This is a genomic window from Streptomyces sp. NPDC002795 (assembly GCF_042888725.1).
In the GTDB taxonomy this organism is placed as follows: domain Bacteria; phylum Actinomycetota; class Actinomycetes; order Streptomycetales; family Streptomycetaceae; genus Streptomyces.
This window is the reverse complement of the sequence record NZ_JBIAQB010000003.1, coordinates 405,531-421,560: the sequence shown is the minus strand read 5'-3', so window position 1 is coordinate 421,560 and position 16,030 is coordinate 405,531. Positions and strand designations below refer to the sequence as shown.

The 16,030-nt window shown below is 71.7% G+C and carries 17 protein-coding genes; 9 read left to right on the top strand and 8 right to left on the bottom strand.

The genetic code is table 11. The features are described 5' to 3' along the window. Positions 1 to 133 precede the first annotated feature (133 nt). The 5 genes from ACFYWS_RS11255 (at position 134) to ACFYWS_RS11235 (ending at position 3,251) form a co-directional block, all read left to right on the top strand. Positions 134 to 853 (top strand): DUF998 domain-containing protein, encoded by a 720-nt coding sequence (locus tag ACFYWS_RS11255; RefSeq protein WP_389272950.1) that lies wholly within the window; start codon positions 134 to 136, stop codon positions 851 to 853. A gap of 93 nt (positions 854 to 946) precedes the next feature. Further along, a complete protein-coding gene (locus ACFYWS_RS11250) occupies positions 947 to 1,540 on the top strand; it encodes a TetR family transcriptional regulator (RefSeq protein WP_389272947.1) in 594 nt (197 codons plus the stop codon). An 11-nt stretch (positions 1,541 to 1,551) separates the two neighbouring features. Next, a complete protein-coding gene (locus tag ACFYWS_RS11245) occupies positions 1,552 to 2,136 on the top strand; it encodes a DUF4865 family protein (RefSeq protein WP_389272944.1) in 585 nt (194 codons plus the stop codon). Further along, a complete protein-coding gene (locus ACFYWS_RS11240; protein WP_389272942.1) occupies positions 2,130 to 3,050 on the top strand; it encodes a phosphotriesterase in 921 nt (306 codons plus the stop codon). The genes ACFYWS_RS11245 and ACFYWS_RS11240 overlap by 7 nt, the downstream gene beginning before the upstream one ends. A 27-nt stretch (positions 3,051 to 3,077) precedes the next feature. After that, entirely contained in the window at positions 3,078 to 3,251 is a 174-nt protein-coding gene (locus ACFYWS_RS11235; RefSeq protein WP_389272939.1) for a hypothetical protein, read from the top strand. Here ACFYWS_RS11235 and ACFYWS_RS11230 read toward each other — a convergent pair. From ACFYWS_RS11230 to ACFYWS_RS11220, 3 genes are all read right to left on the bottom strand, one after another. Beyond that, positions 3,238 to 4,497: an ROK family protein gene (locus ACFYWS_RS11230; RefSeq protein ID WP_389272936.1), complete on the bottom strand. Its 1,260-nt coding sequence runs from the start codon at positions 4,495 to 4,497 to the stop codon at positions 3,238 to 3,240. The two genes, ACFYWS_RS11235 and ACFYWS_RS11230, sit on opposite strands and share 14 nt — an antisense overlap. A gap of 78 nt (positions 4,498 to 4,575) precedes the next feature. Beyond that, a complete protein-coding gene (locus ACFYWS_RS11225; protein ID WP_389272933.1) occupies positions 4,576 to 5,220 on the bottom strand; it encodes an alpha-ketoglutarate-dependent dioxygenase AlkB family protein in 645 nt (214 codons plus the stop codon). A 71-nt stretch (positions 5,221 to 5,291) separates the two neighbouring features. Further along, positions 5,292 to 6,167, bottom strand: coding sequence for a polysaccharide deacetylase family protein (locus ACFYWS_RS11220; protein ID WP_389272930.1), 876 nt, complete (start codon positions 6,165 to 6,167; stop codon positions 5,292 to 5,294). Between the two features lie 254 nt (positions 6,168 to 6,421). Between ACFYWS_RS11220 and ACFYWS_RS11215 the strand changes: the two genes are divergently transcribed. Next, positions 6,422 to 8,086 carry a putative glycoside hydrolase gene (locus ACFYWS_RS11215; RefSeq protein ID WP_389272927.1) on the top strand — a complete coding sequence of 555 codons (1,665 nt, stop codon included), beginning with the start codon at positions 6,422 to 6,424 and terminating at the stop codon, positions 8,084 to 8,086. A gap of 2 nt (positions 8,087 to 8,088) precedes the next feature. Here the strand turns inward: ACFYWS_RS11215 and ACFYWS_RS11210 are convergent, their stop codons facing one another. The 3 genes from ACFYWS_RS11210 to ACFYWS_RS11200 are packed head-to-tail and all read right to left on the bottom strand — an operon-like array spanning position 8,089 to position 11,176. After that, positions 8,089 to 8,475 (bottom strand): nuclear transport factor 2 family protein, encoded by a 387-nt coding sequence (locus ACFYWS_RS11210; RefSeq protein ID WP_389272924.1) that lies wholly within the window; start codon positions 8,473 to 8,475, stop codon positions 8,089 to 8,091. A gap of 9 nt (positions 8,476 to 8,484) precedes the next feature. After that, on the bottom strand, positions 8,485 to 10,011 hold the full coding sequence (locus ACFYWS_RS11205) for a class I adenylate-forming enzyme family protein (protein ID WP_389272921.1): 1,527 nt from the start codon (positions 10,009 to 10,011) through the stop codon (positions 8,485 to 8,487). Positions 10,012 to 10,057: 46 nt separating this feature from the next. After that, positions 10,058 to 11,176, bottom strand: coding sequence for a hypothetical protein (locus ACFYWS_RS11200; protein WP_389272918.1), 1,119 nt, complete (start codon positions 11,174 to 11,176; stop codon positions 10,058 to 10,060). 167 nt (positions 11,177 to 11,343) lie between these two features. Here ACFYWS_RS11200 and ACFYWS_RS11195 point away from each other — a divergent pair, with 167 nt between their 5' ends. The 3 genes from ACFYWS_RS11195 (at position 11,344) to ACFYWS_RS11185 (ending at position 14,181) form a co-directional block, all read left to right on the top strand. Continuing rightward, entirely contained in the window at positions 11,344 to 11,916 is a 573-nt protein-coding gene (locus tag ACFYWS_RS11195) for a VOC family protein (RefSeq protein WP_389272914.1), read from the top strand. A 4-nt stretch (positions 11,917 to 11,920) separates the two neighbouring features. Further along, a complete protein-coding gene (locus ACFYWS_RS11190) occupies positions 11,921 to 13,435 on the top strand; it encodes a class I adenylate-forming enzyme family protein (protein ID WP_389272911.1) in 1,515 nt (504 codons plus the stop codon). A 77-nt stretch (positions 13,436 to 13,512) separates the two neighbouring features. Next, the gene (locus ACFYWS_RS11185; protein ID WP_389272908.1) at positions 13,513 to 14,181 is read left to right on the top strand and encodes a TetR/AcrR family transcriptional regulator; all 669 of its coding nucleotides are present in this window, start codon (positions 13,513 to 13,515) and stop codon (positions 14,179 to 14,181) included. 12 nt (positions 14,182 to 14,193) lie between these two features. Here the strand turns inward: ACFYWS_RS11185 and ACFYWS_RS11180 are convergent, their stop codons facing one another. Beyond that, positions 14,194 to 15,045, bottom strand: coding sequence for a ketose-bisphosphate aldolase (locus ACFYWS_RS11180; protein WP_389272905.1), 852 nt, complete (start codon positions 15,043 to 15,045; stop codon positions 14,194 to 14,196). Between the two features lie 34 nt (positions 15,046 to 15,079). After that, complete coding sequence (locus ACFYWS_RS11175) at positions 15,080 to 15,982, bottom strand: SIS domain-containing protein (RefSeq protein WP_389272902.1); 903 nt, start codon at positions 15,980 to 15,982, stop codon at positions 15,080 to 15,082. Positions 15,983 to 16,030: the final 48 nt, after the last annotated feature.

Genomic DNA, 16,030 nt, shown 5'->3' with positions numbered 1-16,030 from the left:
GTGGGAGTACGTGTGGGGTGTGCGGCTGCTCCCTGCCGATCGGCCGACCCTGATGCGTGTCAGGGGCCGGATCAGGGGTGCGTCCGGGGCTGCCCGCATGTGTGTGGGCCCTCTCGGGCTGGAGGATCGGACCGTGAAGAACACTTCGAGACGAGACACCTTCGGCCTGCGGATCGCCTTCGGCCGACGGTTCGCCTTCGGCCGGCCCGGGGCGTCTGGCCGGCTGCTCGCCCCCGCGGTGTGGACCACCGTGGTCGTGGCGATGATGGCGGCGTTGCTGGCTCCCCGGGACACCGATCCGGGGCTCAGTCAACTGTCCCTCACCGTCAGCGACTTCGCGGCGCTTGACCGCGGCGGACCGATCGAGACCGCCATAGCCTCGCTCGGCCTCGTCTCACTGCTGCTCCTCGCGGTGGCGAGAAGACGGCTCCCGGCGATGCGCGGGCTGCCGTCCGTGCTGCTGGCGATCTGGGGTGCGGGGCTCGTGCTCGCGGCCGTGGTGCCGACGGATCCGCTCACCACGCAGCTGACCGGATCGGCGTATGTGCACCGCTACGCGTCCGTCGCGGCGTTCGCGGCGCTGCCGGCGGCCGGTCTTGTCCTGGCGCGGCGGCTCACCTCCAAGGCGGGGCGCACCGCGTGGTGGCTGCGTGCACTGTCCCTGCTCGCGGTGGCCGGGGCCGGGGTGATGGCGTACTCGGCGGGGCCGGGTGGGCGGGAGCTGATCGGTCTGGTGGAGAGGGTGATGCTCGGGTGCGAGGTGATCATGCTGGGTGTGCTGGGTCGGTACGTTCAGCGCATGGGCGCCAGGGACGGGTCCCGATGGCTGGGTTCTGAGATGGCTGGGTCCTGAGATGGCTGGGTTCTGAGATGGCTGGGTTCTGAGATGGCTGGGTTCTGAGGCGGGGCATTGAATCTGTAACTACTGGTATGTACGGTGGATGCCATGGCCACCACCCAGGAGCGACTGATCGAGACCACCCGCGAGCTCCTGTGGGAGCGCGGTTACGTGGGCACCAGCCCGAAGGCGATCCTGCAGCGCGCGGGCGTCGGCCAGGGCAGCATGTACCACCACTTCACCGGGAAACAGGACCTGGCGCTCGCCTCGATACGGCGCACCGGGGACGAGATGCGGACGATGGTCGACCGGGTGCTCGGCGGCGGCGGTTCGGCGTACGAGCGGATAGCGGCGTATCTGCTCCGCGAACGCGATGTGCTGCGCGGCTGTCCTGTCGGGCGGCTGACGATGGACCCGGACGTGATCGCCAGCGACGAGCTGCGGGCGCCGGTCGACGAGACGATCTCGTACGTCGAGAGCCGGATCGCCGATGCCGTCCAAGAGGGCGTGGACGACGGCGAGTTGGCGCCCCACCTGGTGCCGCGCGAGATCGCGGCGGCGATCGTGGCGACCGTACAGGGCGGTTACGTCCTGGCGCGGGCATCGGGCGACACGAAGGCGTTCGACGCGGGCGTGCGCGGCCTGCTCGCGCTCCTCTCCCCCGCCGCACCCACCACCACCTACGCTGCCGCCGACCACTGAGGACGCGATTCATGCACGCGATGCAGTACGAGATCACGCTGCCGGCCGATTACGACATGGGCATCATCCGCCGCCGCGTGGAGACCAAGGGCCACTTGCTCGACGACTTCCCCGGCCTCGGCGCCAAGGCGTATCTGATGCGGGAGCGCGGCGTGGACGGCTCGCCGGTGAACCAGTACGCCCCGTTCTACCTGTGGAACGGGGCGGCCGGCATGAACGCCTTCCTCTGGGGCGCGGGATTCCAGGGCATCGTCGCCGACTTCGGGCGTCCCGTCGTCCAGCACTGGACGGGCATCGCGTACGACGAGGGGGGCGCGGCCACGGCGCGGGGGCGGACGGCCGTGCGGCAGCGGACGCCGATCGAGGCGGGCGCCGACCTCCCGAAACTGACCGCCGAGGCAGTAGAGGGGACCGACCAACTCGCCCAAGAGCAAGGCGTGTTGTTCGCGGCGTCGGCCATCGACCCCCGCACCTGGGAGCTGCTGACCTTCTCCCTCTGGGAGCACGACACCCCCAAGGCCCCCGGCGACCGATACGAGGTCCTGCACCTCGCGCAGCCCGAGCGCGCGAGCCTTCCGCGTGGGCGGCAGTGGTGAGCGGGGTCGGGTCCGTCCGCAGCGTCCAAGGTGACCTGGATCCAGGCCAGTTGGGCGTGGTCAACGCGCACGACCACGTCTTCTTCCGGAGCCCCGTACTGCCGGGCCAGGAACTGGACGACGCCACACTCGCGCACCAGGAGCTGGAGGCGTACGCGGCCGTGGGCGGCGGCACCGTCGTGCAGTGGACGCCGCACGGGCTCGGCCGCCACGCCTCGGACCTGCCCGCGCTCGCCGAGGCGACGGGCGTGCACATCGTGGCTGCCACCGGCCTGCACCAATCCGCCCACTACACCGAGGAGTTGCTGGCCGCCCGGCGCGACGACCTCGCCGAGGTCTTCGTACGCGAGCTCACCGAGGGCATCGCCGACAGCGAGGTGCGCGCCGGCCTGATCAAGGTCGCCGGCGGCTTTCACACCCTGGACGCGCACGCCCGCTGGACGATGGCGGCCGCGGCCGAGGCACACCATGCGACCGGCGCGCCGATCGCCGTCCACCTGGAGCTGGGCACGGGTGCGCTGGACGTACTCGACCTGCTGTGCGAGGAGTTGGAGGTGCCCGCGCACCGCGTCATCCTCGGCCACCTCAACCGCTCCCCCGACCTCGTGGCCCAGCGGGAGGCCGCCGACTCGGGCGCGTACCTGGCCTTCGACGGCCCCTCACGGGCGAACCACGCCACGGACTGGCGGATGCCGGACGCCCTCACGGCCCTGTCCGACGCGGGCCACGCCGACCGCCTCCTGCTCGGCGGCGACACGACGACCGCCGGGGCGCGATCGGTGACGGGCGGCCCCGGCATGCCGTACCTGCTGCGCCGGGTCCGCCCGCGCCTCGAAGCGGTGCTGGGCGAGGGGGCGGTGGAGCGGATCCTGGTGGACAATCCGGCGCAGGCGTTTTCGGTCGAGTGGCGGTGACGGCGGACCAGGTGGAGATTCTGGAGGATGCGGAGCAAGCGCTACACCGTGATCGGCGGAATGCGTGTCGTCGGACGCACCGACTACGTCCTCGCGCTCGCCGGGATCGCCTCGCTCGTACCGGATCTGATGGCGCGTAGGAACGAGGCGGCGGTGCGGCAGGAGCCGGTCGCGGAGGCGGTCGGGGTCACCCTCCGCTGAGGGCCCCCAGCGGATCGTCCAGGACCGGCTGCCAGGCCAGTTCCGCCGCGCCCACCAGGCTGTTGTGGTCGAGTGTCGATGCCAGGATCGGGACGCTGCCGCTGCGGCCCCACAGGCTGCGGTCCGCCACCACGGCGCGGAGGCGCTCGGGGTCGGCGTCGAGGAGGGTGCGGTGGAGGCCGCCGAGGACGATGCGGTCCGGGTTGAGGATGTTGACCAGGCCGGCGAGGCCGAGGCCGAGGCGGTCGATGAGGAGGGCTGTCGCCGCGCGGACGTCCGGGTCGTCCTTCGCCTCGGTCAGCAGGCCGCGGGCCTGGGACAGGAGCGAGCCGCCGGGGTCGGGGGCGCGGCCCGCCGCGGTGAGGAAGGCGAGCGGGTCGGCCTCGACGTCCAGGCAGCCGCGGCTCCCGCAGTGGCAGGGGCGTCCCTCGGGGTTCACCGTGAGGTGGCCGACTTCCAGGGCGAGGCCCGAACTGCCGGTGTGGAGGTGGCCGTCGAGGACGAGGGCGCCGCCCACTCCGCGGTGGCCGGTCGCCACGAGGAGGAGGTCGCGGGCGCCGCGTCCCGCGCCGTGGCGGTGCTCGGCGAGCGCTCCCAGGTTGACGTCGTTGGCCGCGAACGCCGGGATGTCCAGGCCCGATTCGCGTACGCAGTCGGTGAAAATCTGCCGCACCGGCGCGCCCACCGGCCAGGCCAGGTGGAGGGGGTTGAGGGCCGTGCCGTCGGGTTCGGCGACCGCGGAGGGGACGGCGAGACCCGCGCCCACGCAACGTCGTCCCGAGGATTCGAGGAGCCGGACGCCCGCCTCCACCACCGAACGCAGTACGTCCGCCGGGTCCGGGTCGATGATCTCGCAGCCCGGCGTGGTGGCGACGATGCCGCCGCCGAGGCCGACGAGCGCCGCCCGGTAGCCGTCGGAGTGGACCTGTGCCGCCAGCGCGACCGGTCCTTCGTCGGCGACGGAGAGGCGGTGCGAGGGGCGGCCCTGGGAACCGGATGCCGCGCTCGGCTTCGCGTCGATGCGGATGAGGCCGAGCGCCTCCAGCTCCGCGGCGACGGCGCCCGCCGTCGCGCGGGTCACCCCCAGCTCGGCCGTCAGCACGGCGCGGGTGGGAGCCCGCCCGGTGTGCACGAGTTCGAGCGCGGGACCGAGCGCGCTGCGCCCCCGCTCCAGACGTGGTGGCCGCCCGGCCGCATCGCCCGCCGTGTGGCCCCCGGTCCCGGAGGCCGCCTTGCCGCCGCCCATCAGCAACTCCTCGCCCTGATCACGCTCAGGAATGGTAGCCGGTGAACGCCCCGCGGCCGATCCTTGCGCCCACCCTCCCTACAAGCCGCTGACCCGCAACGTGATGTTGAGCCGCCCGCTCAGGCCGAGCCCGGGCGGCGCCGTCCCCGGCTCGGTCCTCGGCACCCCGTGGTACGCGAACCGCGAGTCGCCGCCGAACACGAACAGGTCCCCGCTGCGCAGCTCGACGTCCGTGTACGGCTTCGTACGGGTCTCGGTGTTGCCGAACCGGAAGACGCAGGTGTCACCGAGGCTGAGGGACACCACCGGCGCCGGCGACCTCTCGTCGCGGTCCTTGTGCATGCCCATGTGGGCGTCGGTGTCGTAGTAGTTGATCAGGGCGATGTCGTACGGATCGGGGGTGTGTCCCTCGCCGTAGGCCGCTGCGCCGGCGCGTCGGCCGAGCGCCACCAGCTCGTCCGGCATCGGTTTCACCGCCTCCCCGTCGCCGTCGACGACGGTGCGGGCGTATCCGTACGGGTACCAGTGCCAGCCGAGTCCGAACTGCCGCACGCTCATCCGGCCCCCGCCCGGCAGCCGCACGTCGCGCAGGCCCGCGGGCGGGCGCGCCCATGTGCGGCACAGCTCGACCAGGTGCCGCTGTTCGTCCTCGTGGAGCCAGTCGGGGACGTGGACAGCGCCGGGGGCGGGCTCCGTGCGGTCGCGGGCGAACAGTTCGTTCATGGGCCCAGTGTTCACGAAGACACCGGACCCGTGCGGCTCGGTGCGGTGCGCGGCTCAGTACGGTGCGCGGCTCAGTACGGCCGGAGCTCCCCCTTGGCCGCCGACTTTCCCGGGCGCGTCCCCGTGTCCTTCGGGTACGAGATGTGGTCCGGGTCGCCGTCGGATGTGTAGCGCGCGAGCTTCCCCGCCGACAGCTGGTCGAGCCAGTGCGCGGAGCTGTAGTTCGCGTCCTTGCCCTTGGCGGGGGCCGAGCGGATGCGCGGGATCCCGGCCGGGTCGAAGGAGTCCGCGTACGGGGAGGGGGCCGGGTTCGCGCCGACGAGGTAGACGCCCCTGTTCTTGTACGCCGTGCCGGACGCGCTGCCGGTCAGGGCGAGGTCGGCGGGTTCGGGCCGGACGCCGTACGGGAGCGCGAAGGAACGGACGTCCGCGCCGGGGACGTCGCGCACGATGGAGCGCTGGCCCGCGGCGATCTGTTCGCGTGCCTCGGCGGCGCCGACCTGCGCGAGATTGGCGTGGTCGAGGGTGTGGTTGCCGATCTCGAAGCCGTTCTTCTCCAGCCAGGTCAGGGCCTTCTTCTGGCCGGTGGCGGCGAACGCGTCGCCGTTCACGAACAGGGTCGCGCGGGCCTTGAAGCGCGGATGGTCGCGGGCGACGGCGCGCAGGACACCGACCGCGCAGTCATCGGTGGGTTCGCCGTCGGCGCCGAGGCGGAACTGGCTGTCGGTGGAGTCGTCGAAGGTGAGGACGACCGGGTGGGCGCCGGCCGGGATGTCGATGTCGCCCGTCTCGTAGTCGGCGGCGGTCACGGGCACGTACCCCTCGCGGACGAGTCGTTCCAGTTCGGCGCGGAGTTCCTTGGGTGTCCGGTCGTACGCGCTCTTCGGGCGTTCGAGGACCTGGTGGTACATGAGCACCGGCACGGCGCCCAGCTCGTTGGCGCGCACCTTGTCCGGCGCCGGAGGTTTGGCCGGTTTCGCTGCCCCGGACGGGTGTCCGGACGCCGGGGAACGGGAAGCCTGCCGGTCACCGGCGGACTCCGGGGTCCTGGCCCCGTCAACCGGCGCATCGCTCCCGGTACCGCCGCAGGAGACCGCGGCCATCGCAAGGACCAGAGCAGATACGGCAGTTGTGCCGGACCGGTGAACGCCAAGAAGACGCAGTAGACCACGACGCACGAGACCTCCTGGAGGATCTGCTGATGCGGCTCGACTGGAAGAACTGGCTCCGCTCCTCTCCCACCTCCCGCTCGTCCGGTTCCGTTTCCGCCCCTGCGGTCGGCGCTTCCCCGGCGGGCTTCCCCCGCAGAAGGCCGGTCATCCTCGTCTGCGTACTGCTCGCACTGGTTCTCGCCATAGGCGGCACACTCTCGCTACGTGCCGCACACGGAACCACTCCGAGCGTCGTCGGCCTGCCGAGCGACGGCAAGCTGGGCGCGCAACTCCTGCGTACGGGAGAGTTCGAGGTCACCGGCGCGGAGGGCGACGCACTCAAAGGCACCAAGGTCACCCTCGACGGCGAGCCCCTGCGGACGCGGGCCGTGCACGGCAGCCTCTCCGTCGGCCTGGGTGACATCAAGGACGGCACACACGAACTGCGTGTCACCCACCCCGGTTCCTGGCCCGCCGGTGACACCGAGATCGTCCGAAAACTGACCGTCGACACCGAGGCACCCCGCCTCAAGGTGGCCGACACCACGGCGGACGGCTTCCGTGAACCCGTCACCGTCAGGGGCACGGCGGCCGGCGCGCGGAAGATATCCGTCGCGGGGCGCACGACGAGGCCCGCGAAGGACGGCGCCTTCGCCGTGCGGCTCCCGCGCCCACCGGGACGTACGACGGTCACCGCGACCGACGCGGCGGGCAACACCGCCCGCCGGGACGCCGAACTCACCGTGCACCGCCCGACATTGCGAGCCGCCCACGTCAGCGCCCAGGGCTGGGCCTCCGACGCGCTGCGGGGGCCGGTCATGAAGATGCTGAAGCAGAAGAAGATCAACGCCGTGCAGCTCGACATCAAGGACGAGCTCGGCGAGATCGGCTACGCCTCCAAGGTGCCGCTGGCGAAGAGCGTCGGCGCCGTCAAGGGCTATTACGACGCGAAGAAGGCCATCAAGGAGATCCACGCCGCGGGCGGCACGGTCGTCGGCCGCATCGTGGCCTTCCGTGATCCGATCCTCGCCACCACGTCGTGGAAGTCCGGGCACCGCGACCGCGTGGTGCGCACTCCGGGCGGGGGTGCCTACAACGGCGGCAGCTACGGCCAGTTGTCGTTCACCAACTTCGCGAACAAGGAGGTCAGGCGGTACAACATCGATCTGGCAGCGGAGGCCGCGAAGCTGGGCTTCGACGACATCCTCTACGACTACATCCGCCGTCCCGACGGCCCGATGACCAAGATGTCCTTCCCGGGCCTCGGTGACACCACGCCCGAGCGGTCCGTCGCCGATGTCGTCGGCGAGACGCGTGCCGCCGTCCGCGAGCACGACGCGTTCCTCGGTGTCTCGGTGTTCGGCATCGCCGTCGACCGGCCGAAGGAGATCGCCCAGGACGTCGGTCTGCTCGCGCAGGAGTCCGACTACATCGCACCGATGATCTACCCCTCGCACTGGGCGAAGGGCGAGTACGGCGTCTCCGACCCCAACTCCCACCCGTACCCGATCACCAAGCGCTCCCTCGCCGCCTTCGCGAAGAAGACCCGGCACACCGACGCGCAGATCGTCCCCTGGATCCAGGACTTCTCCCTCGGCGTCCCGTACGGCGACAAGGAGGTCCGCGCCCAACTCGACGCGGCCCGCTCCGACGGCATCAAGGGATTCCTGCTGTGGAATCCGGGGGTTCGGTACCACGAGGGGGCGTTGGGCTGAGGTCAGCCCGAGTGCGCCTCCCGCGCCGCCCGAATCGTGGCCCGGTGGGCGGAGTCCAGGTATTCGTCGATGCGGCTGATCAGGCCGTCCTCGATCCGTACGTACATGGCGGCGTGCAGCGTCACCGCGGCGCCGCCGGGCAACGTGCCGTGCAGGACGTGCTGTTGGAGGATGCCGTCGTCGAGGCGGGCGCGGCGGATGATTTCGTAGTGGAGGTCGGCGACCGTGCGGTGCAGGCCTCGCAGCACCTTGAGGTTGTCCTCGACGGACTGTTCCACGAGGTCGTCGTTGTGCCAGATGACCGCGTGCGGCGCGTACAGGGAGCGGACGGTGTCGATGTCGCCGGCCTCGATGGCGGTGAAGAACCTGTCGATGAGCTGGTCGTCCATGGGCACTCCTCAGGAGGGCTGGGTGGTGCGGCGGCTGCGCAGCTCGCGCTTGAGTACCTTGCCGGTCGTGGTGCGGGGCAGTTCGGCGGTGAACTCCACGCTGCGGGGGCATTTGAAGTGGGCCAGGTGCTCGCGGGTGAAGGCGATGACCGTCTCCGCCGTCGGCGCCCGGCCCTCTGCCGGTACGACGACGGCGTGCACGGCCTCGCCCCAACGCGCGTCGGGGCGGCCGACGACCGCGGCCTCGGTGATGTCGGGGTGGCGCGCGAGGACCGCCTCGACCTCCGCGGGGTAGACGTTCTCCTCGCCGGTGATGATCATGTCGGTGGCCCGGTCGAGGATGGTCAGGTAGCGGTCGGCGTCGAGCCGGGCGATGTCGCCCGTGCGGTACCAGCCGCCGTCCGTGAAGGCCTCGGCGGTGGTCTCCGGGGCGTTCCAGTAGCCGTTGATGAGGCAGTCGCCGCGGATCAGGAGTTCGCCCGCCTCGCCGGTGGGCACCGGCCGTCCGGCCGGGTCGACGATCGCGACCTCCCAGCCGAAGGAGATCCGGCCCGCCGTGGCCAGGTGCGGGTTGTCCGGCTGATGGTCGTCGGGCGCCAGCAGGCTGATCATGCTCTGGCTCTCGGTGTTGCCGTAGATCTGCCGGAACCGGCACCCGAACGTGCCGAGGGCCGCCTCCAGCGAGGTCGGGGTGATGGGCGCGGAACCGTAGGCGATCTCCACCAGGCTCGACAGGTCGGGGGCGTGGTCACGGCCGCGTACCTCGGCGACGAGCATGTCGACGATGGAGGGGCCCGCCGTGAAGAACTGGATGCGCTCGCGGTCGACGGTGTCGATCGCCGCCGCCGGGCGGAACGCCGTCGGGATCACCAACGTGCCCGCGGTGAGCAGCACTTGAAGTGCCTGGCCGAGTCCGCCCAGGTGGAAGAGCGGCATCAGTTGCAGGTGGCGCGAACCCGCGACCTGGTCGCCGATCTCCAGGGCGAACGCGGCGACGCTGGTGACGAGCGCCCCGTGGCGCAGCGGAACCGCCTTGGGCCTGCCCGTGGTTCCGCTGCTGTGCACCAGGGCCATGACGGCGTCGCCGCGCAGGTGCTCGACGGGCCGGGCGGGCGCGGGCGCGTCCAGGGATTCGCCGTCGCGCCATCCTTCGGGGAGCGGACCGCCACCGATCCGGACGCGTAGGGGGAGATCGTGGGGCGCGGCGAACTCCGCGTCGGCGGCGACGGCCACCGGCCGGAGAAGGTCGAACAGGTCCTTCAACTCCCCTGACGACAGGCGCCAGTTGATGAGTGCGGGGATGGCGCCGACGCGCATCAGCGCGAAGGAGTGGACGAAGAAGTCCGCGCTGTTGCGCGCGATCACCGCGACCACGTCTCCGGGAGCGACACCCGCCCGCGCCCAGCCACCGGCCCGGCGTTCCACCGCGGCGAGCAGCTCGGCGTAGGTGAGGCGGGTCCCCCGGTCGTCGATCAGTGCGGGAATGTCCGGGCGCGTGGTGGCCCGCCATTCCAGGACATGGATCCAGCTCTGCATCCGTGCGTCTCCGTCCGTTTCCCTCCGACTGCGTACGTCTCCCACGTCACGGCGTGCGCTGTGCCACCCAGTTCGCGATCAGGTCGGCGGCCAGGGACCGGGTGTCGTCCGGCTCCTGAAGGTAGTGGTCGGACTTGACGGTTTCGAGGCGCTTGTCCGGGGCGGCGAGATGGCGGAACAGCGCGTCCGCGTCGCTGTCGTACACGCAGGCGTCGGCCGTCGCGTGCACCACGAGGGACGGCACGGTGATCCGGGCCAGGTGCGGGGCGGCGATGCACTGCGAGGTGCGCAGGCTCCACATCGACAGCCAGGTGCGGAGGGTGGACTGCTTGCCGATGCCGAACATGCCGTAGTTGGCGCGAGCGGGCTCGCCCAGGTAGCACCAGTTGGGGCGGCGGTCCGAAGGCTCGATGGCCGGGTCGATCATGCGCAAGTCGGCCCAGGTGCGGTGGAGTTGGAACAACTGGTCGCGGGCTCGGGTGCCACGCAGCGCGTCGAGCCGTTCGAGTGCCCAGTCGGTGATCCGCTCGTTGCGGGCCCGCTGCGCCGCCCGGTAGCGCCGCTGGAACTCCTCGTCGTACGGGGCCGGATTGCGCGGGCCGAAGGGGTCGAGGTCCGGGTCGACGGAGAGGGCGTCGGTCTCGTCCGTGACCGACGGGTCCATCCAGTTCGTGAGCACCTCGGGACGCCCCGAGTGCGCGGCGAGGGCCACGAACAGGTCACCTGCGTCGAGGTGTTGGATGGCTTCGACGGGACGGCCGCCCGCCGTGGGAAGCACGTTCGGCTCGACCGCCTGCGACTGGTAGGCGGCCATCAGGGAGCCGCCGCCGGAGTTGCCGAGCAGGACGACGCGCTCGACACCCGCGACCTCCTTGAGCCAGCGCACACCGACGCCGATCTCCGCGAGCGCGTGGTCGAGGAGGAAGTACGGCTCGTTGCCGCGGAAGCGGGTGTTCCAGCCGAGGAAGCCGTAGCCACGCTCGGCGAGATACGAGGCCAAATAGTGCTCGGAGAAGTCCACGTTGTAGTGGGTGGCGATGAACGCGGTGGTCGGCCGGTGTCCCTCGGGGCGGTGGTAGACGCCCTGGCAGGGGTGGCCTCCCGCCCCTGCCCGCCCCACCAGTGGCGATGCCAACCCGACGAATTCCCTGGTGATGTCCTGCACTGCGCTGCCTCCTCTGACGAGAACGGCTGACAAGAACGGCTGAGAACGGCAGACGAGAACGTCTGATGCGTCGGCACCCTAGCGCAGTTCTGAATCTGAGTTTAGATTCAGAACAGGATTCACCGTCAGGACACGATTCACCGGTCGACGACAGGGAGGTCCGGCACATGACATGGCGGAACCCGAAGTACGAGTTGGGCGGGGTCAACCATCTCGCCCTGGTGTGTGCGGACATGGAGCGCACGGTGGACTTCTATACACGGGTCCTCGGCATGCGCCTGATCAAGACGATCGAGTTCCCGGGCGGCACCGGGCAGCACTTCTTCTTCGACATGGGCGGCGGCAACGCGCTGGCGTTCTTCTGGTTCGCCGACGCGCCCGACGCGGTGCCGGGGGTGTCCCGGCCCGTGACCGTGCCGGGCATCGGCGAGTGGATCTCGGCGGTCGGCACCATGAACCACGTCGCGATCAATGTGCCGGAGGAGCGGTTCCTGGAGTACCGCGCCAAGCTCAAGGAGGACGGTGTCCGGGTCAGCCCGGTCATCGACCACGACGACAGCGAGGACGGGTACGCCGAGAAGCTGCACGACGGCGTCTTCGTGCGGTCCTTCTACTTCCAGGATCCGGACGGCATCCTGCTCGAATTCGCCTGCTGGCGCCGGGAGATGGGCGCCCCCGGCGATGTCGCCCACACCCCGAAGACCGCGGCCGACCGGGTCACCCCGGCCACCGCCGGCTGACGCCGTGCCGGCCTGGCAGCACGTACTGGACTGGCGCGCCGCGCACGACGCCGACCGGATCGCGCTCAGCGACGACCGGGGCGGCGAGCTCGGCTACGCGGAGTTGGCGGACGCGGTGGAGCGCGAGGCGGCGCGCCTCGCGGCGGCCGGGGTGGCGCCGGGGGACGTCGTCCCGCTGCTCGCGCACAACAGGGTGGAGTGGGCGGTCACGCTCTTCGGCCTGCTCCGGGCGGGGGCGCTGCCCGCGCCGGTCAACTGGCGTCTCGCACCGCCCGAAGTGGCCGTCCTGCTCGACATGATGAGGGCGCGTCATGTCGTGGCGGACGATGCCGGAGCCCAACTCCTGGGCAAGGTCGACGGGTTCGGCGGCACCGTCCTCCCCCTGCTGCCCGACCCCCCGGCCGGGTCAACGCCCCCCGTACGCACCCACGAACGCATGCTGACCTCCGCCCCCTGCGCGCTGCTGCACACCAGCGGCACGACCGGGCGACCCAAACTGGTGCCGGTCACGCACGAGATGCTGATCTCGGCCGCCACCTTCATGTCCCTGGAGGTGCCGGAGGCCATGCCGGGCGCCCGCCACCTGAGCGCTCTGCCGCTGTTCCACGTCGCGGGGCTCGTGAATCTGGGCTACGCCCTGTTCACCGGCGGCCATCTGCATCTGCTGGACGGCTTCGTGCCACCCCGCTTCGTGGACGAGCTGACGAACCGCCGCATCCAACTCACTCAGCTCGTACCGACGTTGGTGGACGCGGTGACGTCGGAAGTGGCCTCGCGCGCGACAGCGCCCGACCTGTCCGCGCTGGTCGAGGTGGTGTACGGGGCGTCGGCCATCCGGCCCGAGGTGCTGGAGCGGGCCGTCACCACGCTGGGCTGCCGGTTCCGGCAGGCGTACGCGAGCACCGAGACGGGACCGCTGCCGATCAGCTCGCTGACACCCGCCGACCACGACGTGTCGCTTGGCCGCCTCGCCTCGGCGGGCCGCCCCTCGCTGGGCTGGGAGATACGGCTCGGCGAGCACGGCGAGGTCCAGGTGCGCGGGGCGGCGCCCTTCCCCGGCTACTGGAACGATCCGGTCGCCACCCGCCAGGTGCTCACGTCCGACGGGTTCTACCGCACAGGAGACATCGGCACGATCGACGCCGACGGCTATCTCACCCTCGTCGACCGGCTCAAGGACATGGTCGTCTCCGGCGGTGAGAACGTGTACCCGGCCGAGGTGGAGGCGGTGCTCGCGGCGCATCCCGCGGTGCGCGAGGTCGCGGTGATCGGCGTGCCGCATCCGCGGTGGGGCGAGACGGTGCACGCGGTGGTCGTTCCCGCTGACGGAGAAGCCGACGGAGAAGGGGAGTTCGCGGCCGAACAGTTCCTCGCGTGGGCGCGGGAACGGCTCGCCCACTTCAAGGCGCCGACCGGAATCACGGTCGCCGCACACCTCCCGCGCAACGCCACGGGCAAGGTGCTGAAGGGGCCGTTGCGGGAGCCGTTCTGGGCAGGGCACGCTCGCCGGGTGTCGTGACCGCGGGCCTGGGGCTGCGGGTCGGCGCCGATCTTCGACCGGATAGCATCGCGCCGGTACCAGGGGGAGGCAGCAGCATGCGGAGACACACCGTCAGGCCCGCGCGCAAGGCGACGACCACGGCCCGGCCGGGCGCCGAGCGCGCGGCGAAGGCGACCCGGAAGGGCCGCGAGACGGACGAGGCGTTCCGCGCCGCGGCCCGGACCGTGTTCGCCAGGGACGGCTATCTCAACTCCCGGATCAGCGACATCGCGGCCGAGGCCGGCAAGTCGGTGGCGTCGTTCTACAACTACTACGACACCAAGGCCGACCTGCTGACCGCGCTCGCCGAGGACTTCCACCACGAGGCGTCCGAGCTCACGAAGCGGCCCTACCGCGCGGGCCTCGCACCCCAGGAGGCGCTGCGCGAGGCGGTGGCCGCGTTCTGGCACACGTACCGCAGACACCGCGGCGAACTCGTCGGGGTGTTCCAGGCGTCGATGCTGGAGGAGGAGTTCCGCGACCGGTGGCTGGCGATCCGCGCCGAGGGCACCGGGATGATCGCCGCCGAGATCCGGCGGGCGCAGAAGGACGGGTACTGCCCCGGGACCGACCCCGAGCTGACGGCGTCGGCCCTTTCGGCCATGTTGGAGCACTCCTGCTACATCTGGATGGAGCACGGCGACGGCGGCACCGCCGCGGACGAGGAGCGCGCCATCGACGCGCTCGCCACGATCTGGGTCAAGTCCGTCTACTGGCGCCCGTGACAGGGCTGCCCCTCAGCCGCGTACCACCCCGATGAGTTCGCTCACGGTGCGCACCATCGCCTCGCGCGCCACCCCGAGGTACTTGCGCGAGTCGACCGCTTCCGGGTGTGCGGTGAGGAACTCGCGGATGGCGGTGGTCATCGCGATGTTCAGGGCCGTGCCCACGTTGACCTTGGCGATGCCGCCGCGGACGGCCGCCGCCAGTTCATCGTCGGGCACGCCGGACGAGCCGTGCAGCACCAGCGGTACGTCGAGGCCGTCGGCGAGCCTTTTCAGCAGGTCGTGGTCGAGCATGGCGGTGCGGGTGGTCATCGCGTGCGAGGAGCCGACCGCGACGGCGAGCGCGTCCACACCCGTGTCGGTGACGTAGGCGCGGGCCTCGCCGGGGTCGGTGCGGGCGCCGGGCGCGTGCGCGTCCAGCGGCGCGGCCCCGTCCTTTCCTCCGACCTGGCCCAACTCGGCCTCCACCCACAGCCCGTTGGCGTGGCCCCAGTCGGCGGCGGCGCGGGTAGCTGCGAGGTTCTCGTCGTAGGGCAGACGCGCGGCGTCGTACATCACCGAGCCGAACCCGGCGTCGGCGGCCTGCCGCAGCAGTTCGTCGCTCTGTACGTGGTCCAGGTGCAGGCCTACGTCGACGCGCGCGCCCTCGGCCGCCGCGACCGCGGCGCGGGCCAGCGGCAGGAGGCGGCCGTAGCGGTAGCGCACGGCGTTCTCGCTGATCTGGAGGATGACGGGGGCGTCGACCGCCTCGGCGCCGGCGACGACCGCCTCGATGTGTTCGAGGGTGATCACGTTGAACGCGGCCACGGCGCCGTGCCGGTCCGCCGCCGCGCCCACGAGGGTCCCTGTTGCTGCGAGGGGCACTGCCCCTCCCTTCTCAAGAGCCGTGCGGGACAGGTCAGTTGGCGTCGAGGATCACCGAGCGGGTGAGGTGACGCGGGCGGTCCGGGTCGAGCTCCCTGCGGGCCGCCACGGCGACCGCGAGGCGCTGTGCGCGGACCAGTTCGGCCAGCGGGTCGAGGCGGCCCTCGATCCAGAGCCCGCCGGTCGCGCCGACCTGCTCGGCGAGCCCCTCGGGCGCCTCGCCCAGCATCCACGTCGCGGTGCCGGACGTGGTGATGCTGATGGGGCCGTGGCGGTACTCCATCGCCGGGTACGCCTCGGTCCAGGACAGGGAGGCCTCGCGCATCTTCAGCGCCGCCTCGTTCGCGAGGCCGACCGTCCAGCCGCGGCCGAGGAAGGTGAACTGCTCGCAGTCCACGAGGCCTTCGGGCAGCGGCTCGGCGAGCGCCGTGCGCGCGTCGGCGACGGCCTGCTCGGGGTGCAGGCCCAGGTGCGCGCGGAGCAGCGTGAGGGCGGTGGTGGCGAAGCGGGTCTGGACGACCGACTGCTCGTCGGCGAAGTCGAGGACGACCAGGTCATCCGCGGCGTCCGCGATCGGGGTGGCCGGGTCGCCGGTGATCGCCGTGGTGCGGGCCCTGCCCCGGTGGGCGGCGAGGAGGTCGAGGACCTCGGTGGTGGTGCCGGACCGGGTCAGCGCGATCACGTGGTCGTAGGTCCGCCCGGCCGGGAACTCGGACGCGGCGAACGCGTCGGTCTCGCCGTGGCCCGCCTGTTCGCGCAGCGCGGCGGCGGCCTGCGCCATGAACCACGAGGTGCCGCAGCCGACGATGGCCACCCGCTCCCCCGCGGCGGGCAGCGCCGCCTTGTGCCGGGTGGCGAGCCCCGCGGCCCGCGTCCAGCACTCCGGCTGGCTGTTCAGTTCGTTCTCGACGTGGCTTTCCTTGTGGACGTTGCTCATGCCGTGCCCCCACTCCGCGGTTGGTCACGCCTCTGGGGCGCGCTCACT